The sequence below is a fragment of the Cysteiniphilum litorale genome, from assembly GCF_003428165.1.
Lineage (GTDB): Bacteria > Pseudomonadota > Gammaproteobacteria > Francisellales > Francisellaceae > Caedibacter > Caedibacter litoralis.
In genome coordinates this window covers 1-23,133 of record NZ_QLIQ01000020.1, presented here as the reverse complement: position 1 = coordinate 23,133, position 23,133 = coordinate 1, and the positions used below count along the sequence as shown (strand labels likewise).

The window sequence follows — 23,133 nt, the reverse complement described above, 5'->3', positions numbered from 1 at the left end:
TGCCTTATGAAAAATAATACAAAAACACTATGTGGATTGTTATTAAGCGGTTTATTGCTGTCGCTAACAGCATGCAGCACTGCGATTTATAAAACTGTGGATAAAAATACAGATGATCATATTGCAAAAGCAAATGAAATGATCTCAAGTTTGAAAAAACCCGCATCGGAGCAGTTTGTTACGGTAAGTGATGAGCCATATGTTCAAGGTGATCTTATTGATATTCAAGCGCAAAATGCTTTGCCTCAAATATTCCAACGTCCCTTTCAATATACTACTGCCGCAACAGGCGTCACATTCGAAAGCTTAATCACAAAGATACAGAAAATTACGCAAGCTAAAGTTATTGTTACGGAAGGCGCGATTGCCTATATTCTTGAGCGTGAGCATGCTGCTATGTCTGAAGATGATGTAGGGAGGAAAGACAAAGCTGCTTATGAAGTCGCAGATATTCAAGATGTGATGATACATTGTGACTATGTGGGTGATATTGCCGGATTTTTGGATTATTTTGCATTTAAGCTGGGTATTTTCTGGAAGTATGATCAAAGTAGAAATACACTTGAATTTTTTCGAATGGAAACAAAGACATTCCATGTTGATATTTTAACAGATAAGATTAAGACAACAACCAAGGTTGGTAGTAACTCAAGCACCGGTGTTAATCAATCTGCTTCACTAAAGACTGAAAATGAAGCAGAGTACGATAACCCTTGGGCAGCTGTCATTAAAACCATAAAATCGATTATTGGTCAATTGGGCAGTGTTGATGAAAACTCAACACTTAACTTGATTACAGTCAAGACTACCCCGTTGTTGATGCGTCAAGTCTCTCAATATCTGGAAGAGATCAATCGCACGGCGAGAAAGAAAGTTGTTATTAGACTGGATGTCTATGATGTCGATCAGAAAAACACCTCAGGTTATGGCTTTGACTGGCATGCACTGTATCAGGGAACTAAGGGGAAAATTGATTGGAAGACGGGGGCAGCTTTAACGGGCGGATATGGCACTTTAACAAGTACTATTTCATCAGGTCCGTGGAATACTTCAAACTTAATTATTAAAGCATTGCAGACGATGGGTAAAACAACACATGTCACTGGTACGACAATGTATACCGTCAGCGGTCGTCCTGTGCCGATTCAGGTATCAACAACAACAGCCTATATTAAACAGGTTGATGTGGTAGTAACACCCAGTGGTAATGGGAATAGTGTCAAGCAATCAGCAACGCCAGGGGAGTATAATGAGGGCTATGAAATTAAGGTTCTGCCAATTGTCGTTAAAGGTAATGAAATTTTGGTTGATTTAAGTGTTAATTTAACCAATTTGGTGCGTATGGATGAATCAAAAATACCTGTCGAGGGCAGTACAGAACCACAAATCATTAAACTGCCATCTATTCGTAACAAAAGTTTTATGCAGTCAGTGCCATTAAAGTCGGGTCAGACGGTTATTCTAGCCGGTTTTGAAGATAAAAAAGACAATGCACAAACCGATAGTGTTGGTCCACAAAGCACTTGGATGCTAGGCGGTTCGCAAGCTGCATTAAATAACTCAACGATTACGGTGATTGTTGTCACACCTTATCTAATACGTTAACGACTGTGGAGAAACATATGATTATTGCTATAGACAATAAACGTTATGCCATTGGGTTAACTTGGTTTATTGCGGATAGTCAACATAAATTATTTGATGCGCTTTATCATATTGACTGTCAAAGCTTTGTGATGGATGTGAAGCGAAATATTGCTGCAGCTATGCCGTCAAATGTAACCTCAATGGAGGTGGTCGGCGCCATTTCACTTGCGGGCGTACTAAGTGAATTATTAGCAAAAGATGCTATTTATATCTTTCGTTTGTTTGATAAGGAAGGTCATTCTATCGATAAGTACTGGTTGTGTGCGGTAAAAAATGGTGTGATCTTACCTACGGTCAAACTACCTGTTAATCAAGAGTTAATCTCTCAAAGTGGTGATATAAAGGCATCAAATAGAGAGATTGAATTATCTGGCGATATGATTGTTGATGAGGCTTCTTTGTATCAATGCTTACGCTATTTAGAGAGAATTTTCTCAGCGGATGTGTTTAGGCAAATTATACAGTGTGACACGCAGGTTGATAATTTGTTGATTGATAAGATTGCTTTAGATTTTGCTATTGATAGGAAACTAATCAAAAGAAATGCACTCGCGCAATTATTGATAAATATTAAAGACAAAGATTCACGCCAGTTTGTGATTAAGGCATTGCCTAAACGTGTCAAAAAAGTAGATAGTGAGCCTGTTTCTCGCAAGGCGAGTGTTTTAAAATCAAGGCGTAAACTCATTAGCTACGGTGTGCTGTCGCTAGTATTAGCTACAGGAGGATATATGTATTTTTCAAATAATACATCATCAAAAAGCGCTAACAATAAAGATACTAATGAAATAAAACTACAGCAGGAAAAAGCCTATATTCAGAAAGTCGAATCAGACATTCAGCATAAGAATGCTTATCCTTTGATTATTAAATTTGTCAATGCTATCGGGAATTTACCTACCTCGGCATTGCAATGGCATATCCAAAAAGTTAGTTATCAGACAGGGGCATTGGATGATGTAAGTGTAATTTATGTGTTAAATAATAAAAAACATAAGGTAGCGCTAACAAAGGCAGCATTTAATAATATTCAGTCATTACAAGCAATTTCGGTGACTGAGGCGGCTGATAATATGACGAATGTGCTTTTTAAGTTGATTCATAACGCGCATGCGTCCACTGACCAGTCAATCGTACGTTTGAAAGATAGAGCAGCTGAAAGCTATCGCTTTAATCAATTTGTAGAAGAGTTGAAATTAAGAGGGATAGACTTCAAATTAATTCCCCCTCAATCCGCTTATGGTGTTGCTAAACATGGGATCACTGTGATAGGGCATAGCATGCGTGAGTTAATATCATTAACAGCAATCGCAAAAGCATTAAATACCTTTGTTTTAGTCAATATTGAAATACAGAATAATCAAGACAAACCTGTTTCTTGGATTGTTAAAGGAGAAATCTATGAAGCATAAACAATCATGTGCTACTTATCCGCACTTTTTGAGATTTTCAGCTCTTTTATTTGCATTGAGCGCAATCACAGTAAATGCTTATGCGCAGGCAAAAAACTCAGAACAAGCCTATGCGATTGATTCTAGTCATCACTATTATCAGAGCCTTCAAGCACAGGATTATTTACATACGCAAATTCAGCAGCAGGCGCTTGAGAATCAGGTCATGCAGCAAAAGATAACAAATCATAAATTGCAGCGTCAACTAGCTGCTGCCAGTAAATCTAAGGGAGTGTTAAACACTACTTCAGCCAGATATGGTCATAGTGAGTTAAGTGTCAGTGAGATCTCACACGTTGGGGATATATGGGAAGCTGTTATATGGTTTCAGGCAAAAAAATATGAGCTGAGTGTTGGTCAGTTAGTTGGTGAGCGTTACAAAGTTGAGTCTATTCATGTTGATAGCGTGACTTTTGCTGATCTTGCTAATGATGCTAGAACCTTCAGCGTTGATATTAGCTAAATTTTTGGGTGTACAGGGTTATGAGCAATAACTATCAAACGATTGATGATATTTATGGTGGTATTTACCAGTCATTAGAAAATAGTAATGATCGTCCTGCTGCTTCAGTACATGAACTAGATTTTGTGATTCAAGATGTGATTCAAGCATCCGTTAAAAAAGAGCAATATGTTTTTGCTAAGGCGCTTAAAAATGGACAGCAAGAAATTGGCGTTGTATTTATTTCTAATGAGGTTCCCAAGGCGCGATATGAACATATTAAAAAGCAAGGAAAGAGCTATCTAAAAGAGGGTCTGACCATTATGGTTCAGCCTGTTGTTGCTTCATTATTAGATGAGCTCATTACGTTGTCTTTGAGAGACGAAATTGACACTGGTATTTTAAGTGAATTTTACACTATCGTAAAAGAAGCAGTAGATCATAAAGCATCTGATATTCATATTGAAGCAACGGCGACACGCGTTGAGTTAAAGCATCGTATTAATGGATTGGTATATCTGCATAAAGCGTATGATGCCGAAGTGATGCTTAAGATCTTGCGAGCGATTTATAATACCAAAGGGCATTATGGTACAGTTGATAAACAGTTAGATCTATACAATAAAGCGCAACAAGCGGTTATTGATCAGCATATCGAAGGTATGGTTTATCGCTTGCGTTTTCAAAGTACACCACTATACCCCTACGGTTATAATGTCGTAATGCGAGTGTTGTCTATGGGGAAAAAACAGAGCCAGACAATACACTCATTAGGCTATGCATCTGAGCAAGTTGAGCTGATCGATAAGGCACTAGTTTCACCAGAAGGCGTGATTATTTTCTCAGGTGAAACTGGTTCGGGAAAGAGTACATCATTATCTGTGGTTTTGAAGTTGATGGTGGATCGTTGTCACCGTCAGAAAAAAATACTGACCATTGAATCGCCGCCTGAATATATTATTGATGGGGCTTGTCAAATCCCCGTGCATGAAACAGCAGATGATACCAGTCAAATGACATTAGAGAAGTTTAACCATACGTTTAAAGCAGCAATGCGCCTAGATCCAGATGTTATTATGGCGGGAGAAATTCGTGATCGTTCATCTGCCGTATTATTGCAGCAGGCAGTGCAATCTGGGCATAAGGTCTTGACAACATTGCATGCTCAAAATGCATTTTTGTGTGTTGAGCGTTTAATGGGTATTGGTATTGACAAAGAAGTACTATTATCACCCAAGTTTTTGTCTATGATCGTTCATCAAACCCTTGTACCCATAGTTTGTCCTGAGTGCTCTTGGAGCTATGATCAATATCGATCGATTTATCCAGATTGTGCGGTATTACATAGATTAGAACAAGTTAATCGTGACTCTGGTCATGATTGCAAGGCACTGCAACATGTGCGTTTTGCCAATCGTGATGGGTGCGATCACTGTGATCATAAAGCCGTTATTGGTCGTGAAGTCGTTGCTGAGGTGCTTATACCCACGGAAGCATTATTGGAAAAAATGCGTTTAGGGAGAATAAGTGAAGCAAAAGAAATATGGTATCAAACCGGTGGGCAAAGTATGGCTATTCATGCTTTGTCAAAGGTGTTATCAGGTTTACTGTGTCCGGCGATGTATGAGTACAAAATGGGGCGTCTAGATCAAATCGAGGTGAGCAATGAAGTCAATATTTGATCGTTTCAAGATGAGATTTAGTCAAGATAAAAGCCAAATAGATAATCGGAATATTAAAAAATATCCTATTGTCTTGATTTTTGTTTTGCGTTTGTTTTTTTCTAATCGCGTGCGAGCTTCGTTATATCAAAATATTATTCTGGTGATGAGTAATAGTAGTTTGAGTATTTACGGCACACTGGTGGCTCTTAAAGAGAAGTACACATATTATCGATCAATTAATAATAGTATTTTATCGATGATTTTAAGTGATTGGATTAGGAGAATTGAGTATGAAGGTATGACCTTTGATGAAGTGATTAAACACTATATTCCGCCAAATGAACATATGATGATTAAGGCGAATTTTGATAATCCAATTAATGCACTTGATTATGCCAGTCAATTGACTAGGAAGTTTGCGTTATTAACTAAGAAAATTGCAATTGGGATGATCATGCCAATCATTGCAACATTGATTTTAATTGCAGTCATTATTGGTTGTTCGCTCAAGGTGATCCCAATGCTATTAGCGTCATTACCTGCTGATAATATCTCTGGCAATATTGCGGATTTTATTGCATTAAATAGCTATATCACGAGTCATGCTTGGCATATTGTATTGATTGCGATTGTATTAGCTATAATGATCCCAATACTTATTAAGCGCTGGACTTTTCATGTGCGCTATCGCTTCTTTGATAAACTATGGGGATTTGCCGAGTATAAAAGGATTCAGGCAACAAGTGTTTTGATTTCTTTGGCATCACTGCTTAGTTCAGGCAAAAGTTTTAATATGGCGTTTATGTTGATGGAAACAAATTGTTCAGATTATCTAAAACCATATATTAGTAGGATGAGAAAAATGATGTCAGAGGATGGCGTTTCAGCTGGACGTGCGTTAGCAAGTGTGAACCTTTTTAATAACAATACATCGCTACTTTTAGATATTTATACCGATGCGGGTGCGATTGAAGAAGGGTTGCTCGCATTAAGTGACCGTGTTTTAGAAACAGAAATCAATGCGATTGTAGCGAAGATGAAAATGCTGGGATTTGTCATTTTAGCTTTATCGATGAGTTACATTGGCTTCTTTTATTTTTCAGTGGCGACATTATCAGACAGTATGCGTTAAAAAGTTCTTAAGGATGGGGTGTTTATTATAGGGGAATTGTTTATAAATGGATGGTGTATAACTCTTGAGCGCTGTCTTTGTTACTAATTTCATTATTGGAGATATTATGAAAAAAATATGTATAGTATTGTTTGCGTTAGGCGTAATGCCTTTAGGAAATGCAGTGGCCGTAGAGACTCAAGCAGTGGGAGATAAGATGCAGCAATTGTACTTAGATGATAGCGCATTAAATACCCCAGAGGGTTTAAGTAAGATTAAAAACAACCAATATTTACAGAATTTGCTATATAGCCGTGTTATTAAAATGGATAAAGGAGATCGATACAATTGGTATCAGCATTCAGAGTTTGGTAAATTTATCTTATCTCAAGCAGGTCAGGATTGGATAGAGACTTATGCTGGTAATGAATGGTTGAAACAGGCTCAATGGTTTGATTGGCTGAAAAAAAATGCAGAAAAGACGTGGGTTTTTAATAATGCAGCTATTAGTTGGCTTAATTCCGATGCTGCTTTGAGGTGGGTTGTTAAAGACGTTGGAAAAAATCAGTTCTCCAATTTAATGGTGTATTGTGTTGATAAACAAAACGCTCAATATCAGTCAGATTGTGAGATATTAAAAAACACCAAGGCGGGCAAAGCTTTTTATAATCATTCAGAGTCAATGTCTTCAGATCATTTATTCCCTTCTAACACCCTACAAAATCCTTCAACGCAAAGCAGAGGGCAAACTGATAGTGGTTTCGATAATAAAGGGTTCCATGATGGCAAACCTTCTTTTGGTCAGTTAAACAATAATAACTACTCAGAATTTAATCCATCACTACTTAATTCTGCTAATCTATCAATCTTGGGAGGAGGTGTGGCTGCAGTGACTGCTATTCCTGCTATTAGCTATACTATAAATAGAAATGCTGAGACTGATAATGATAGTGGATTTACCCAGCAGTTAAGGCAGTGTGCAAATATTGCTAATGGCATAGCGTGTGATTTAGAGAGTGAAGTTGATACACGGACTTTGCTAGGAGATCTTGAACGATCTTGGGATCTTCAGATTAACAATCAATCCTTAGCCCATTTACTTAATAGACAGCTATCACAACATATTGATCAAGAATATGCTTTAGGCAGAACGATGACATCCGATAATATGTCAGCAGTTTTGACTTTAATAGTTGGCCAAGCAATTGCTAGTGCGGATGTGAGGCATCAAAATGTGTCAGCAATGCCGCAACCTGTGAATAATGACTTTAATATGGCTAATATTATTACAATTGGTCGTTCTAACGATGGGCATGGGATGATAACAATAGCAACTGCTATCGATCAGATTGTTACTAATTTTAATATGCTTGAAAATCAGACACGCTTGTTTCCAATCCTTCAAAATGGTCATTTTTATCTTATTGCGATCCATAGGGCTGAGGATCGTAGCTATCAAGTCTTAGTATTTGACTCAGCAGCTGTAAATACTCAACACTCATCTTTAGTCAGAGGTGTTATCACAAGGCTACAGCAACAGATCAATCAGCCTGTCACTGTACTTGAATACTCTAGAGGAATACAAGCACGTAATGATTGTGGGTTCTATGTAACCTATCTTATGCATAGATTAATAAATATGGGTTTTTCGCGTGTTGTGCATGATTTAGGTTTAGTAAATAATTCAGAAGATACTTTATTTAGATCAATCAGAGAAAGCGTTACACTTTCTGGATTACGTATGATGGTTGAGGATTATATAATGCCAAATCCAAGTCGACGTATGATGCGCCAAAGTAGGTCTGTTTGGCTGCGTAATTACTTTACCCAGCTAGATCACCTGACTCAAAATAACAATTACAGTGCAATTGAACAAAGTTTTCTGAATCATATTGCACGAAATAATGCCTTTACTGATGTCTCGTCTCTTGAGTTATTAAGCTACCAAATGAGGAGGGATCCTTATGTAGATAATGCGATTGATCATCATAATATAAGTGAAACTTTATTGCAAAGTATAGGAAATGCTCAAGATAGAAACCTGTCTAATAGTGAAAGGCGCCTTATTTTGGAGTCACATCAAGGTGCTGTAGCACCGTTGACGAATCCTTTTGTCGAAAGTGCTCTTACAAGGGGCATTGAGGTTGGTTTAGATTCCATCAATAAAAAAGTAGTTGTCAATGTGATTTTAGATGAAGATGCCCCAAATAATAGTCATATCAGGTTAGATCTGACTGTACCGATTATAGCTGCCGAAACAGATAGTGCAGTTGGAGATCTCGTTGCTTCCGCAAATATCTATTTTGAGCAACAACTAAAAAAGAAAATGACAAAGGGTAAACAGAAAAGAAAATCAAAAAATCAAGGGTATCAAGCTCCTGTTAAACAAACGCTGGTCTACGAAGATATCAGGATGCGCTTTGAGGCAAAACCGGATAGTCGGCGTGTATAAAAACCACTAGGACTGCTTGTCCGTTATATCGAAGCTAAAGACTTTATTGAGAATAATCAGTGTAGGATAAAGCTTGTGAGGTGTTGTCGATTGGCATGACTCACAAAGCTTGTCTTAAAATTATGAAATTATGGGAGATATATACAATGAGCAAAATGCTTAAATGCATCAAAATAATCTCTATTTGTGCTGTGTTATATAATGGCGCATATAGTGATATTAGAAATATGACTAACTCAACAGCTTTACAACCGACTTTGCTGAATGACATTTTTGAAGAAGATCATAATGTGTCAGATATTAGTGGATTGCTCAAAAGTGCCCTAAATGGTGATAAAGCTGCCATGGAAAATATTCAATTTATGGCGATATATGACTGCTCAAGCTCTTTAGCTCAACAACAAGATGAAAGATGTTTTAACTTGTCTTTACAAGTTTATGAAGGGTTACCTAGCTACTTTAAGTCATTGGTAAGTTTTATTAGATTTAAATATTTATCTATGCCAAATCAAGTTAACCTTTTGTTTAGTCCTGATAATAATTTAGTAAGGCAGGTTTATAATCAAATGATTACGTCAATATATGAGCAAGAGTTTAAAGTGAGATTTGCTAAAAAACATGACAATGGTCTAGAGCTTTCACAGTCTACAATTAAAGATGCTATTAATGCTAGAAATAATACTAAAGTTGCTTTGCAGTCATTAACTTCAGTAACAGGTCAGATTGGAATTTATCTCAGAAATTATTACAAATACGGTTCAATATATGGACCATATACCAAGTTTTCTTTCGTTTGCGAAAGTGGTTATTTATGTTATGAACCATCATTTAGCGAAGATGGATCAAAGAATAGTATGCTCAATGAAATAGATGCTTATAAAGCTTTTAAAACTGATGGCGGTGATTTAGGTCTAGTTGGTAATAACTTTGGTGAAAAGATTGAAATTGCTAAACAGCTTAACAAAGAGTGCACCTTAGGCACACGTATTTATCCAGAGGCAATATCGGATGATTATGTGAAATGCTATCAGCAAAATGAGAATATAAGTGCTTGTCAAGAGATTGATTTGATGCCCTCAAAACTAGTTTGTGTTAAAGGTGAATTTGATATGTTAGATGATAAAACTGCCAATAAACAAAAGAGTGACTTATAAAAACTTACATTAGAGAGGCTTGAGGGAGATTACAAATTTACGCACTTACAATCATCAATCCCATCAAATTGATGAGAATTTTTCCAAACTGAAGAATATTGATCGATTGAGCTTTACTATTTGTTGCCATGGAAGGTGTACTTAGTTTAAATATATTGTGAAATCAATCATTTATTTGTGCCGTGAGCAAATCATTTTGTGCTGTCTAGCTACAAAGCAGCCCTTTAAAAATCTATTGAGTGGTAAGTGCCTATCTCCAAGAGCTACTTTACGATATGTAATCGCCTTAAGTAGTTTGTTATGGATGAATATGGTATGCGCCAACGAGCAGATGATGGTCAACAATATTGTCAACAGCATGTTCCCATTAACAGCAACTGATATTGAGCAGTCAAAAACTGAGATTAGCTCGAGACAGAAGGCTGCGGCTGTTATGCCAGCCATGAGTAATGTTAATGGTGTTTCGCGCATTGTTATTGCTAACACGAAGCCCGGGTTCTCAACCGCTCCACCTAATGTGAGATTAGGTATTGGTGTAGTGAGTTCATTGATTTTCACCGATTCAAAGGGGGGTGTTTGGCCTGTAACAAGTTATGTGATCGGAGATGCAGAAAATTTTACCGTTAATTGGGATAAAAAAGGTGGGATTATCATGCTTCAATCAAAAAAACCTTATGCCAATACAAATATGGCAGTGATGCTACAAGGGCGTGCAACACCAATTACTTTAATGTTGCAATCAACACAAAAGGAGTGGGATTACGAGCTTTATGTTCGTGTCACTAAACCTGAAGACGACTCGCAGCTTGGGGGTGTGCAGCAATCATCGTATTTATTGTCTTTACTATCAGGAGTTGTCCCAAATGGCGCCAAAAAACTGTCTAGCACGGGCGAGCAAGGCGTGGGTAAATTTTGGCGCTACAACGATCGATATCTTATTTTGACAGCGGGCACACTGATTTCTCCAGGCTATATTAATCATATTGAGGATAAAACGATGGGTACTACTCATGTTTATGAGATTAATCCAACACCTGTAGTGATGATATCGAATGATTCAGGGTTACATAAAGTTAATTTAAAGGATGAGTAGGCAATGTTGAAATTTTTTAAAAATCATCCGCGATTACGTGTATTGATTATTTTTCTAATAATTACCGTGATTTCAATTATGATGTTATCCATGTGCTCTAAAAATAGCCAGACATATTTGCGTTCAGAAGTAAGTGATAACAAAATTGAAGCTAATCAAAAAAATCCAATAGTAGACAATAAACGCCAAGAACTTATTGCTAAAGAAAGGCAGCAACAGATTCAACAAGCTGAGCAGAGTAGTGGTAGCTATATTGAGGATGTTTTTTCATCTACAACTCAGGAAAAAAAAGATAAAGACATTGATAATAGCCAACAGCAGATGGATCCTGTTGCATTTTATGATTATAAGCATCAGCAGAAAAAAACAGAGGCTCAAAAGTCGCAGACGCAGATTAAAAGTGCCGATAATCAAGGAAGTCAATTTCTAATTGATCCTAAAGTGGCACAAAAGAATTTTGAAGTTATTTTAAAAACCTGGAATAAATCACCATCAATGAAAGAGGAGCAAAGCGAGCTTAGCAATAGTGGTTTTTCTGGAGGCATGTCTTCAGTTAGTAATGATCTGATGGCCATGTTTAAAGCAGGTGATATCTTGATTGCCGTAATTGATACGAGTGTTAATAGTGATCAGCCAAATACACCAGTATTAGCGCATATCGTTGTGGGACCCTATAAACATGCCAAGCTTCTGGGGAGTTTTGTTAGAGAAGAAGATAAATTGGTGGTCAAATTCAATACTTTGTCGATTGAAAATTATGCGAAAAGTATCGCAATCAATGCGTATGCTATTGATCAACATACCGCCCAAACTGCTTTGGCAAGTGATGTAGATCATCATTATGTATTGCGCTATGGCAGTTTGTTTGCGGCATCATTTTTGCAAGGGTTTGGGACTTATTTTAGTAATGCACAGCAGAATAATAATCGCTGGTGTTATAGAGATCAGATCACTGGTCGAGAAGTTTGTCAGGGTAGTGAAGTTGAAATGAGTGCTAGAAATGCCGCTTATTCAGGTCTTGGTCAGATTGGTACGGCGCTAAGTAGTTCGATGTCAAAACAATTTGATAAACCGCCAACTGTTACCTTGGATCAAGGTAGTGCGATCGGTGTGTTAATTATGCAAGATGTTAATCCCTTAAAAAGTTAATGACAACAATATAGCGGTTTTAAAAAGTTTGGTTTGTACATATAAAAAATAATGAGTAAAGCAAAGGATAAAAGTACATGAGTAATTATGATTTTTTTGAAGATGACGATAAGAAAAAGCAAGCTGAAAGCGTGGCAGAGGAGTCTCAGCAATCAGCTGAGGATATCGCTGTAGATAACGGGGTGACCTCAGGATTAAACGGAAAGTTAAAATCATTTAAATTTGAAAAAATTTATCTTGTCTATGCTGTAGCAGGATTAGTATTTGTATTTGGTGCCTATTATGTGCTAGGGACTTTATTTGGCAGTGAGGATAAACCTTCTAGTGCTATAAAGTCTCAAGTTAAAACACAAGCTACTAACATGCCATCATTTGTTAAAACAGAGTCTAGAACAATTCACACGGAAAATGCTCAGGTTGATGTAAAGCAATTACAGGAAGTAAAAGCACAGTTAGATACACTTAATGAGTTGCAAAGCAGTATCAGTAAACGCTCTGAAAAGACAAGTATTGAAATCGCACAGCACATTAAGAAGTTAGAATCTCAGCAGGATCAATTGCTTAAAGATATGCAAAAAATAACCTCTGTTATTAACAGTATGCAACAGAATGATCAAAGCAAAACGTTAATCTCTCTCGTGAGTGAGCTACAGCGACAACTGCAATATATGAATGCCAAAGAAATCAATATGAATGAGAAACTTCATTTAACAGCCATTATTGACGGTATTGCTTGGTTAGAAGATAAGAAAGGTCGATCATTCACTGTCAAAGAGGGCTCACAGCTGGAAGGCTACGGCAAAGTGTTAAAAATTGATAGTCAGACTTATAAAGTCTACACAGCGTCTGGTTTTGTATTTGAGTAAGTTAGAGATAAATAATGAACTTCTTGTATAACACTGTCGAGGGAATGTTTTCCTGGTTAAATAGTATCAGTAACAAAAGTATCTATAACTATTGTGAGCTTGAAAGTGCTGATGATGAGCATACTCTGATTACCAAAGATGGTAGTTTGGTCTCGGTACTTGAAATTAATGGTGTCAAACACATGGTAGGTAATGATGAGTATCATCATTTATGTGATGAAATTACCGCCACTTTAACTCCGTTACTTAAAAAGCAAGGTGTAAAAATCAAATGCTTTTTTCGCTATGATGCACAAAGTACGGCACAAGAGATAGAAGAGTTATTGTTGCCATCACAAAAAAGTGCCAAACGATTAAATTTAAAGCTTGAGGATTATTTTGATGCCAAAAGAAAAACGCTGGAACAAGCTTGTGTCTTTGAGAAGTGCTACTTGTGTATTTGGAGTTCATCTGATCTATTGACCGCACCTGCACAAAAACAGGCATATCGAAACAAACTAGAGCAGCTTAAGAGTCACAATATAAAAATCTCATCAAAGGCACAACATTTCTTACAAGTTATTAATGAGGTGAGGTTACAGCATACTGCATTGGTGACTGTTTTGATGGAGTCTTTTTTTGCAATGGGATTGAGTGTTCAATTAATGAAGGTTGAGCCGTTATTAAAAGCAGTTAAGCAGCAGATTTCACCAGATATAACAAGTAATGACTGGCAAGCACATCTGCCTGGAGACAAACTACAGCTAGGTTGTGAAGATAGTGATTGGACCAGTTGGTTATGGCCAAGCTTAAGTTATCAGTTGTTTGTAGAAGAAAGTGCCAATGTCAATATGTCAGAGTGTATTGTTGGAAATTACCGCTATGCGCCGATCACTATTAGTTTATTTCCTAAGCATATCCAGGCATTTTATGCATTATTCCAAACGTTGAAAGAGTATCAGCTACCTTGGCAGATTTCTTTCTCATTGGCGCCTAATGGAATTAAAATAAGCCAAATCAAGTCGCTTTTGGCTCAGTTCCTGACATTTAGTTCTCATGAAAATAAGTTGATTTGTCGTGCACACGATTTATTAAAGCATATTCAGAACAATACGGACATGCCCGTTATTAGGCTTTCCGTAAACTTAATTACATGGGCAAATAAGTCTGACTTAATGACTTTTCAGAAACGTAAGGCCGCTTTACATAAAGCAATTCAGAATTGGGGGGGCGCGCAAACAACGGAAAATTTTGGCGATCCATTTGACGTGGTTCAATCAAGTTTCTTGGCTTTAAATCGTCGGGGTTTTCCTTGTGCTGTGGGTGCGCCATTAAATGATGCAGTAAAGCTGATGCCATTTTTTAGACCGGCTCTTTCATGGGATCATGGTGCAACTTTATTTCGTACACCTGATGGTAAATTATGGCCATATCAAAGTGGTTCCTCTAAGCAAGTGAGTTGGATTGAGTTAATTTATGCGCGATCTGGTTCGGGTAAATCAGTATTATTAAATTCACTTAACCTTTCTGCGTGCTTATGTAATGGCTTGGAGGGGTTGCCATATATTTCGATTCTGGATATTGGACCTTCTTCAAAAGGAGTGATTGATTTATTAAAAGCTGTTGGAGGAAGTGCGATTGCTGAGCATTATCAATTTACTTTTAGTCATATGGATGCGATTAATCCTTTTGATACACATCTTGGCGCACGTTATCCAGGACATGCACATAAAGCATTTTTAGTGAATTTTTTGACAGTATTGTTGTTGGAAAATATACAAGAGAATTTGCCAGATGGCATGGAGGCTATGCTAAGTTTAGTTATTGATGAAGTGTATAAACTCACCAGTGATCATCAACAGCCCAAACGCTATCAGGTAGGCATTAATCAAGAGATTGATCGTAAGTTGCAGGAATTACAGGTTGATAGTCAAGGCAAATCATGGTGGCAGATCACTGATATACTCTTTCAAAAAAATGAGATTCGTTTGGCGCAAAAAACGCAACGTTATGCCATGCCGTTGCTATCAGATTTAATTAATGCAGTGAATCAGACAAGTGTTATTGATCTATATAAAGGATTAAATCTAGCAAGTAGTGAAGATTATATTCAATATTTTTGTCGCAATATCACCACGGTAATAAAAAACCTACCGTCTTTGAATCTTGTGACGCGGATAGATGTTGATGCAAGGGTTGTGGCGTTTGATTTGGCATCCGTCATGTCGGCAGTTTCTGCAAATGATGCACGTATTTCAGTTATTGCTTATATGTTAGTGCGTCATTTAACGGCGGGCTACTTTTTTGTGAAAGTCCAAGATTTAGAGCAGTTATCAGCAAGCTATCAGGGGTATCACAAAGAAAAATTGCAAGAACTATATAATATCCCCAAACGTATTGTTTTTGATGAGTTTCACCGCACGCGAGGCTGTGCGCCAATTTTAAGGCAAGTGCTAACCGATATGCGTGAGGGCAGAAAACATAATGTACAAATTGCATTAGCTTCACAATCATTGAGTGATTTTAGTCATACGATGCTTGAGTTTGCAACGTCAATTTTTATCTTAAGTGGAGGAAATCAAAGTACACTAGAAACAACCCGCTCACATTTTGGTTTAAATCAGACAGAGGCTTCTGCATTAAAATATGCGGTACATGGACCAACAAGTGAGGGGATGAATTTTATTGGTCAGTTCCACACGGTTAATGGCATCAATACCCAGTTACTGAATTTATGTTTAAGTGCTTATGAGTTGTGGTTATTTACGACAACAGCAGAGGATTGTTATTTGAAAGAAAAGCTCTCTGAGCATATCGGTGTGATGCCGAGTTTATTGCTGTTAGCTCAGCATTTTCCAACTGGGAGTGCTAAAGCTTACCTTGAAACTCAATCGAATTTACAGGTGGATAGATCAGTCAAAGAGATCGCTAATGAATTAATAGAAAATTTTATTGAGCAATATTACAGGAGTGTCAAACATGGACAATAGAAGTGATATGCATCATTTTAAAGCAGAAATTATCAATTATTGGCATGGATTTGGTAAGCCTGAGTTGGTGGATATGCTAACGGTTTATGATATTAAGGAAAATAAGGTAAGCGAGCCTGAACTATCAAATGAGATCTATGATGGATTATATGAAGTTTATCTTGAGGCTTGTCAGCAAAAAGATCCTAGTGAAGAGTATGCTGATGCCATCATTCGCTTGTGTGACAAGCTCTCGACAGCCCTTATGATGTACATGATGCAGAATATTAATAAGAAAAATGGGGCCTTATTTCAGATGATTTATCAAAGGCTCAGCAATAACCTAGCTTACGAGCTGTTGTATAAGCGTTGCATGTCATTCGAGAAAAATCTTATTTTAGTCAGAGTTTGTAGTGAGGCTCGTTTATTAAAGGTAGAAAGTGTATTAAATAAAGTGCTGGATGAAGATTATGCAAACTAATGTACTCAAAGTGATTGCCAAAAGGGCAGAGTTTTATAAAAGTAATTTTAGGCTAATCATTAAAGTCTTACTTATTAGTATTCTATTGAACGTGATTTTATTTACTTGCTTATGGTATAGCCACAAGGAAAATGAATATTACTTTTTGGCAGTTAATGACCAAGGGATAGTTAAATCACTTGATCTACCTAAAAAAGTAGTGGTTACTGATGACATGTTAGTTAATTGGGTCAGTTTAAATACCACTAAGTTGTATAAGTTTGATTTTTTAAATTATAAAGAGCAAATTCTAACATTAAAACCATTGTTTACCCAACAAGGGTGGTATGCCTTTAATGAAGCATTTAAAGAGACAGTTGATCAGGTAGTGGATCATAAAATGGTGGCAAAAGCAGCTTTAGATGGGGTTCCAATTATTACCGCTGCAGGGCATATTGCTGGCGTAAGCAGTTGGCAAGTTCAAGTACCGGTATTAGTTACCTTCTCTCAAGGTAATGAGGTGTCAAACAACCACATCATCTTAAAATTAACCATTCAGAAGAATAGCAGGATACAGGATTTGGCAAAAGGCCACTATTTTGGGATCGCGCAGATTATTCAGCTAAATAGCAAATAAGTATATCGCGCATAAATCATTGTGCGGACGGTGTATATATCCACCTATCTATCACAAGCAAACCTTGAGTATTTTTGATATGAAAAAAACAAAAGAGAAGAAAACTAAAGTCAGATTTCGCCGAACGAAGCGTATATTTTTAGCAGATGCTTTTCATAAGCAGCATCGTTTTATCGGCAATGTATTTAAAAGTATTTTAAAGCTAAAAAAGTCTGAGCATGACATGTCTTATACAGATTTGGCAAAATCTGGTATTGATGAGACTCGCATAAGCCATATTATAAAAAAATTCACCTTTTTATTGCGCCTGTGTTTATTGCTTGCCGTTGTTATCTATTTTTATGCGCTTTATTTGTTCATCAAAGGTTATATATTGGTTGGATTCATTGCTCTATCATTAATGATGCTCATGCTTGCAAATGCGTTCAAGTATCATTTTTGGCGCTATCAATTATATCGAAAAAAGCTTGGTTGTACCTTTCATGAATGGTTTGTTGATTTATTTAAAGGAGGGAAATAATGCTGTCAGAAAATTGGAGTGCATGGCAGGTTTTAAATCAGCTCTTTGCTTTTGATCCGAATAACACATCCGCATCAGCTGTATTTTCTGGTCAAGTCTCGGATGCTGCTTTTCGAACTTTGATTTACTACTTTAACGTTGGCATTTTAATGGCAGTCATTGCCATTTATGCCTTTATTCTAGTGATCGGTACGATTAATACGGCGAAAGATGGAACTTTTTTAGGTAAAAATTGGAGTTCATACTGGATTCCTTTGCGTGTTATTCTTGGCTCGACATTTGCTATTCCTTTAAAGTCAGGGTTTTGTATGGCGCAATACCTGATCTTCTTGATGGTGTCCGTGAGTATCCAGTTTGCCAATGGGGTCTGGCAAAAGACCTATAGCCAATTAGATCAGAACAAAGTGCCGCCCATTGCCAGTTTTGAGATTTCAGATGGCATTAAAAGTGATATTGCACTGTATCTTTTGGCAGAGATGTCGATGAATATGTTAAATAACTCCGCACCTCCAACGCAGACGGGTGAATATCAAGTAGAAATGAGCCGAAAGCCTGATCACATGTCATTTGTACAGGGTGCCTCACAGATTGAGAAAAATATTGACACAAATAAGATAGAAGGTGCATCATTTCTCTGGGATGAGAACAAATCACTGAAGATTGGAAATTTAAACAAACTCAAGCAAGGTATGCAGCAATTCTCTGAAATATCCACAAAAGAAGTTACAAAAGATGATAAGACTCAGTCCATTATGTATTACTCGCAATATTACGTCGATAGCTTAATTGATCAATATCGCTTTAAACTTAATCAAGATAAAGTAGATAACTCTAAGGTTAAAGGTTTGTTCGGGGGTTATTGTAGTGCGATTATTGATACATCGGCTTGTGATACCTTTAAGCAAAGTAAGGGTGATGAAAAGGATAGCAATGGGAAATACAAAAAGTGCATTCAGGAGCAGTGGGCATTAAAGACACAATGTCAGCACTATGCAGATACAAGTTTGAATTTAAATAAGGTTATAAACTGTACGGATGATAAAGGCTTGTTTAAATGCCGTACAATAGAGGGTTTAGCTTCTTTAACGATGCAGGGTTTCCAAAATAAAATAAAGTCAGAATCTGGTTCTGATAAAGGAAAAGATGAAGTTGATTGGTGGAATGCCGATCAAGAGTATTTTCGTTTAGATGAAGGGTTTACCAAAGTTCTTACTCAGTTTCATAATGATTTCGCATTGTTTGATCAATTGTTTTATCAGGGGCAGCAAGATAAAGTTCAGTTGCATCGGACACAAATTACGTTGAAATATCTTGAAGATAATTTTGCTATAGATGATTTGATAAAAGATATAGATGATAACTTGATAAGTTATACGGTATCGCCTGATAGTAATAACAATGGTGATAAATATAAAGCATTAAAAGTACCTCTAAATCCAGTATCTGCTGATGATAAAAGTGATAAATTTGCAAATGTAGACATGTCCGAAATCAAACAGAAGATGGTATCTATTCTACAGAAAAATTATATTTATAAGGGAAAGAAGGGGGATGATGCATGCAGTCTGCTGCAAGGGGTGCTGTTTTCAGACAATTCAGGAAATATGACGGCCACTGCAAATTGTCAGAGTTTGGTTAATAATCTTATTCCAGCCTCTATTTCGCTTGATATTGGCAAGTATTTTTTTGTTATTAACGCAGCATTACAAATTGATCAAACCAATATTGGCAAAACACAATTAGATGATATTGTTGACCTTCTAAAACTGATTCGTGTTTTTCAGTTAAATCATGTCAGCTTTTTTCATCAAGGTGCCTTGGTTTCAGACTTAGCAACGCCAGCGGAATCATTTCTTGATGAGGTTTTTGAAAAAATGAGTCTCAATTCAAATAGTGCCGGTGTTTTTAATCAAATCTATAATATCGGTGAAACTGTTAATGGTGATGTTGCTTCTACCAATCCGTTTTCAGCGCTAAGACAAATTCAAGGTGTCGGGCAGTCCCTAATTGCAATGGTAATTAATACCTTGCAGAGTATTGTGACGAGAGTGAAGCAAAAAACGGATGATATGATTGAGAATGTTATAATTACTCAATCTACATCTAAAGGCGCTGCGTTGGTAGCTGCTGCCGCTAGCTACTGGGTGCCGGGATTGCCTGGTGTATTATCTTCAATTGGAGATATGACAAGCCAAATATTAATGGTTCAGAATATGTTCAGCCTATCGATGGATCTTATATGGTTGCCCTTAGTGTTTTTTGTATTGGTCACACTATTTACTAATGCGGTTTTATTTGCGTTGATTATTCCGATGGCGCCTTTTATCTTATTCTGGGCGGGAAAGATCGCGTGGTTACTGCTGATTATTGAGGCATTGGTCGCAGCACCCGTTGTCGCGCTTGGGCTGGTTTATCCAGAAGGACATGAGGTGTATGGTAAGGCGGAGCCAGCCATTCAAATTATGCTTAATCTCGTACTAAGACCGGTATTGATGATCTGTGGGCTCATTATTGGAGTGATTTTGACATATTTGGTTATTACGATCTCAGCAAAAGGCTTCCATGCTGTGGCAACACAAATTGCCAGTGTGTATGGCACATCCAGTAATAGCTATGTCACTGGATCATTAAATATTTTGTTGGTGTTTATGTATGCCGGATTTATTGGTTTAGCCTTTTATAAATGCTTTTCACTGATTTATATTCTACCAGATAAGATTCTGCATTGGGTGGGTGGTACACACAATGAGCTCGCTGGTGAGCAAGATATGCAGGAGATGAAATCATCGAGCATCCAAAGCGCTCAAGGAATGGCGCAATCAGGGACACAAACTGTTGAAAAAGCCAATCAAAGTCACACTGAACACGCACAAGGTGTCCAAAATATTGGTCAAAGTGCAGGTGGGGTGACTCATGCTGCTGATACTTTTGTTGGTAGTTTTGGTAGTGTTGGTAGTTATAGAAGGAATGGTGGCAAAAAAGAATCAGAGGAAAAAAAGAATGAAGGCAATGGCTAAAGTGATTGTAAAAGGCTGGATATGGGCAAGAATCATAAGATATATCAGGTTCAAGTACTTTTTTGCATTTACTGCTTTGCTTAGTGTAATGAGTGTCCAAAATGCAGTTGCACGTACTGAAATAGACTTAATTAATGAAACTTATATTTGGTCAGACCTTAAAGATCAAAAAATAGAAGGCTATGACTCACCTAACTATCAAAATATTCGCATTTCAGCGCAAGATAAGTCAGGCAGTATTATTTGGGCAGACGATAATATTGATGGCAAGACACGTTATATGGTTTTAAAAGTTGGTAAAGGCAATTATTCCGATTACCCTTACCTTTATTTAGTAGCAAGTTTTATTAACAAAAATGACAAGACAGTTACATGTAAACCATATTATCCATTTGCTTGGGGAAATTATATGAGTTCACCACTTATCAGCTCAATTTATGCATCACGATCAAGTGACAAAGGTATTGACATTCCAGTGCAGTGTTCAGATGGTAATAATAGGCATTTGTATTACTCAGGTTATATATCAACAAGAGAATCTTACTTTGCTTTGACTGATACATCTTATGGTGGAAGTGGCTATGGTATTTGTGTTAATAAAGGAGGTATGCAGTTCATTGCAAAAACGAATCGGTCCAACCAAAGTACATTGCAAGATGATGTGTGCTCACAATACGATGATGTTACAGGCGAAGGCGGTAAGCAGATATACTCTATTGGGTTGGGTGAGGTCATGCTTTCGGCATGTGCAAAGAAAGTTTATAAAAATGATGTTACTAAATTATATCTAGATTGCACTAACGAAGGACAGTCTCTGAGTAAATCAATCATTACAGTGACCTTTAAAAACACAGGTACAAGCTGCTCACTTAATGATGGTGTTATTAATTGTGGGCAAGGTGTATCATACCTAAAGCGTGATGATAAAATTATTTTTCTTTGCAATGGAGGAATAGGGAGCACCTGCCCGTGGATTAATAAAAAAGATGATCATTTGAGCTCTGTATTTGAATCAATATATTAATATGCGAATATTGCTGTATTCTGAATGCAAATGTCATCAAATTGATGAATATGCAGTAACTATGTAGCCTCTTTGGTATTATGTGCCTATAATCGTGATATAACAAACCACAAGCACTCTAGGGGGAAACATGAGTGGTAATAACGACAGATACAGCGTGCATATCGAATCAGACGAAGCGACGCGGAAAAAGGTAAGTGAGATTTTTGAAGCTGCTGCCACACGTGAGCATGATAGGTTTGGCAGTGCATCAAGGAACTGGTACGATCAGACTCCACAGCAAATGGCTGAAAGAAAGTACAATGGTGATATATTTAATAGCGCTTCGAATGGTGGCGCCGATAATACACTTAAAAAGCAATAACTGCCTAACGTTTCGATACACTTCAAACTATTTCATTATATGCCCTCATAGTCATTTTGTGTTATCAGAGCAAGCGCGTCAGAAATTGACCGATATTTTTGATATTCATCATAAAGACAATGAAAGTAAACTAAAAACATTTTGTGATTACTACATGGGAAGTAAAGATCAAGAGGTATCAGTAACTACTTCAATAAATTGAAATTGCTATGAACCTATACCTAATTGAGAGGGGTGTTTTATGTCATTATTACAGTCAAAAATTAAGAATATATATCAAGAGCTATTATATCAGCAGCAGGAATTCGAGTTTAAAAAGCCTTTGCTTGCCTTCTTAAACCAATTACATCAAGAGCACGATAAAATTAAGCACTTACAGCAGCAATTAGATCAGCTATTGACTCGGTTGTATCGTTATTTTAAGGCAGTTGCATTAGCGCATCGTCATAAAGAGGCTATTAGTGAAGAAATGCAAGAAGCATTAGATCAAAATCTTGAAGAGATCAAAACTTTTTATCAAGAGTTAAGAATCGCTTATGAAGATAAGCGAGGAGAATTTCAGGAGCAGCTAAAGCAAGAGCGCCTTGATGCCAAACATGCTGAAATTTTTAGCGACAGTGATAATCAAGTAATAGCATCAATGATGGATATTCCTAAAGATGCACCGATGACGATGCAGCAGATAAAAGATTTTGTTGATTCACTAGATCGGCATACTCCTTGTCAGTTATCCTTTGATCTGACTGAGCATGGTTTGCAAAATACAATTGCAGTTGTGCGTGAGATGCTGAACTGTCAATGGCTAAAAGAGAATATTTGTTTAAATCCATGTAAAAGTCAGCGTACTAAATTAAATGACAAATGTCTTTCGTATATTCATGAATTATCATGCATGTTATCACCAAACAATGAGCATCAATCTCAACATAATTCTTTTTTGTTTAATGAAGATGCTAAGTTGACCTCAGTTCGGAATTACGGTTCATAAAACACTCAATCTTTTCTGCCCCACAATAGAGATAGGATCGATAACCCATGCAGCAAGGCATGCCATCAAATGTGTGCATGCATTTACAGGTGAGCGATGCCTTGTATGCCACAACATTAAACTATTTTTCAAATGATCAAATAGAG

18 protein-coding genes are annotated in these 23,133 nt (G+C 37.0%); all 18 read left to right on the top strand.

Annotated features, from left to right (window positions below; translation table 11 throughout):
- Positions 1–6: 6 nt before the first annotated feature.
- The 18 genes from DNJ75_RS08810 (at position 7) to DNJ75_RS08725 (ending at position 22,987) form a co-directional block, all read left to right on the top strand.
- Positions 7–1,605, top strand: coding sequence for a hypothetical protein (locus tag DNJ75_RS08810; protein ID WP_117003086.1), 1,599 nt, complete (start codon positions 7–9; stop codon positions 1,603–1,605).
- 17 nt (positions 1,606–1,622) lie between these two features.
- Positions 1,623–3,059, top strand: coding sequence for a hypothetical protein (locus DNJ75_RS08805; RefSeq protein WP_117003085.1), 1,437 nt, complete (start codon positions 1,623–1,625; stop codon positions 3,057–3,059).
- Positions 3,049–3,561, top strand: coding sequence for a hypothetical protein (locus DNJ75_RS08800; protein WP_117003084.1), 513 nt, complete (start codon positions 3,049–3,051; stop codon positions 3,559–3,561). Before DNJ75_RS08805 ends, DNJ75_RS08800 begins: the two co-directional genes overlap by 11 nt.
- A gap of 20 nt (positions 3,562–3,581) precedes the next feature.
- Positions 3,582–5,222 (top strand): GspE/PulE family protein, encoded by a 1,641-nt coding sequence (locus DNJ75_RS08795; protein WP_117003083.1) that lies wholly within the window; start codon positions 3,582–3,584, stop codon positions 5,220–5,222.
- On the top strand, positions 5,206–6,336 hold the full coding sequence (locus DNJ75_RS08790) for a type II secretion system F family protein (RefSeq protein WP_117003082.1): 1,131 nt from the start codon (positions 5,206–5,208) through the stop codon (positions 6,334–6,336). The genes DNJ75_RS08795 and DNJ75_RS08790 overlap by 17 nt, the downstream gene beginning before the upstream one ends.
- A 106-nt stretch (positions 6,337–6,442) precedes the next feature.
- Complete coding sequence (locus DNJ75_RS08785; RefSeq protein WP_117003081.1) at positions 6,443–8,767, top strand: hypothetical protein; 2,325 nt, start codon at positions 6,443–6,445, stop codon at positions 8,765–8,767.
- Between the two features lie 290 nt (positions 8,768–9,057).
- A complete protein-coding gene (locus tag DNJ75_RS08780) occupies positions 9,058–9,921 on the top strand; it encodes a hypothetical protein (protein WP_170137210.1) in 864 nt (287 codons plus the stop codon).
- Between the two features lie 304 nt (positions 9,922–10,225).
- The gene (locus DNJ75_RS08775; protein ID WP_188618911.1) at positions 10,226–11,014 is read left to right on the top strand and encodes a DotH/IcmK family type IV secretion protein; all 789 of its coding nucleotides are present in this window, start codon (positions 10,226–10,228) and stop codon (positions 11,012–11,014) included.
- Between the two features lie 3 nt (positions 11,015–11,017).
- On the top strand, positions 11,018–12,163 hold the full coding sequence (locus DNJ75_RS08770; RefSeq protein ID WP_117003079.1) for a TrbI/VirB10 family protein: 1,146 nt from the start codon (positions 11,018–11,020) through the stop codon (positions 12,161–12,163).
- 77 nt (positions 12,164–12,240) lie between these two features.
- The gene (locus DNJ75_RS08765) at positions 12,241–13,029 is read left to right on the top strand and encodes a hypothetical protein (protein ID WP_117003078.1); all 789 of its coding nucleotides are present in this window, start codon (positions 12,241–12,243) and stop codon (positions 13,027–13,029) included.
- Positions 13,030–13,073: 44 nt separating this feature from the next.
- Positions 13,074–15,998, top strand: a complete 2,925-nt coding sequence (locus DNJ75_RS08760) for a hypothetical protein (RefSeq protein ID WP_117003077.1) — start codon at positions 13,074–13,076, stop codon at positions 15,996–15,998.
- Positions 15,988–16,458, top strand: coding sequence for a type IVB secretion system protein IcmW (locus DNJ75_RS08755; protein ID WP_117003076.1), 471 nt, complete (start codon positions 15,988–15,990; stop codon positions 16,456–16,458). Before DNJ75_RS08760 ends, DNJ75_RS08755 begins: the two co-directional genes overlap by 11 nt.
- Positions 16,448–17,074 (top strand): DotI/IcmL/TraM family protein, encoded by a 627-nt coding sequence (locus tag DNJ75_RS08750; RefSeq protein ID WP_157968277.1) that lies wholly within the window; start codon positions 16,448–16,450, stop codon positions 17,072–17,074. The genes DNJ75_RS08755 and DNJ75_RS08750 overlap by 11 nt, the downstream gene beginning before the upstream one ends.
- Positions 17,075–17,153: 79 nt before the next feature.
- Positions 17,154–17,594 carry a hypothetical protein gene (locus DNJ75_RS08745; RefSeq protein ID WP_117003074.1) on the top strand — a complete coding sequence of 147 codons (441 nt, stop codon included), beginning with the start codon at positions 17,154–17,156 and terminating at the stop codon, positions 17,592–17,594.
- Entirely contained in the window at positions 17,594–20,611 is a 3,018-nt protein-coding gene (locus DNJ75_RS08740; protein WP_117003073.1) for a DotA/TraY family protein, read from the top strand. Before DNJ75_RS08745 ends, DNJ75_RS08740 begins: the two co-directional genes overlap by 1 nt.
- An 88-nt stretch (positions 20,612–20,699) precedes the next feature.
- Positions 20,700–21,635: a hypothetical protein gene (locus tag DNJ75_RS08735; protein ID WP_150468953.1), complete on the top strand. Its 936-nt coding sequence runs from the start codon at positions 20,700–20,702 to the stop codon at positions 21,633–21,635.
- A 130-nt stretch (positions 21,636–21,765) separates the two neighbouring features.
- Positions 21,766–21,999: a hypothetical protein gene (locus DNJ75_RS08730; protein ID WP_117003071.1), complete on the top strand. Its 234-nt coding sequence runs from the start codon at positions 21,766–21,768 to the stop codon at positions 21,997–21,999.
- 241 nt (positions 22,000–22,240) lie between these two features.
- On the top strand, positions 22,241–22,987 hold the full coding sequence (locus DNJ75_RS08725) for a hypothetical protein (RefSeq protein WP_117003070.1): 747 nt from the start codon (positions 22,241–22,243) through the stop codon (positions 22,985–22,987).
- The last annotated feature ends 146 nt before the right edge of the window (positions 22,988–23,133 follow it).

Bases quoted from the DNA above. Each gene is read 5' to 3' on its own strand.
- DNJ75_RS08810 (WP_117003086.1), top strand. From the start codon at position 7: ATGAAAAATAATACAAAAACACTATGTGGATTGTTATTAAGCGGTTTA.
- DNJ75_RS08805 (WP_117003085.1), top strand. From the start codon at position 1,623: ATGATTATTGCTATAGACAATAAACGTTATGCCATTGGGTTAACTTGG.
- DNJ75_RS08800 (WP_117003084.1), top strand. From the start codon at position 3,049: ATGAAGCATAAACAATCATGTGCTACTTATCCGCACTTTTTGAGATTT.
- DNJ75_RS08795 (WP_117003083.1), top strand. From the start codon at position 3,582: ATGAGCAATAACTATCAAACGATTGATGATATTTATGGTGGTATTTAC.
- DNJ75_RS08790 (WP_117003082.1), top strand. From the start codon at position 5,206: ATGAAGTCAATATTTGATCGTTTCAAGATGAGATTTAGTCAAGATAAA.
- DNJ75_RS08785 (WP_117003081.1), top strand. From the start codon at position 6,443: ATGAAAAAAATATGTATAGTATTGTTTGCGTTAGGCGTAATGCCTTTA.
- DNJ75_RS08775 (WP_188618911.1), top strand. From the start codon at position 10,226: ATGAATATGGTATGCGCCAACGAGCAGATGATGGTCAACAATATTGTC.
- DNJ75_RS08770 (WP_117003079.1), top strand. From the start codon at position 11,018: ATGTTGAAATTTTTTAAAAATCATCCGCGATTACGTGTATTGATTATT.
- DNJ75_RS08765 (WP_117003078.1), top strand. From the start codon at position 12,241: ATGAGTAATTATGATTTTTTTGAAGATGACGATAAGAAAAAGCAAGCT.
- DNJ75_RS08760 (WP_117003077.1), top strand. From the start codon at position 13,074: ATGTTTTCCTGGTTAAATAGTATCAGTAACAAAAGTATCTATAACTAT.
- DNJ75_RS08755 (WP_117003076.1), top strand. From the start codon at position 15,988: ATGGACAATAGAAGTGATATGCATCATTTTAAAGCAGAAATTATCAAT.
- DNJ75_RS08750 (WP_157968277.1), top strand. From the start codon at position 16,448: ATGCAAACTAATGTACTCAAAGTGATTGCCAAAAGGGCAGAGTTTTAT.
- DNJ75_RS08745 (WP_117003074.1), top strand. From the start codon at position 17,154: ATGAAAAAAACAAAAGAGAAGAAAACTAAAGTCAGATTTCGCCGAACG.
- DNJ75_RS08740 (WP_117003073.1), top strand. From the start codon at position 17,594: ATGCTGTCAGAAAATTGGAGTGCATGGCAGGTTTTAAATCAGCTCTTT.
- DNJ75_RS08735 (WP_150468953.1), top strand. From the start codon at position 20,700: ATGAGTGTCCAAAATGCAGTTGCACGTACTGAAATAGACTTAATTAAT.
- DNJ75_RS08730 (WP_117003071.1), top strand. From the start codon at position 21,766: ATGAGTGGTAATAACGACAGATACAGCGTGCATATCGAATCAGACGAA.
- DNJ75_RS08725 (WP_117003070.1), top strand. From the start codon at position 22,241: ATGTCATTATTACAGTCAAAAATTAAGAATATATATCAAGAGCTATTA.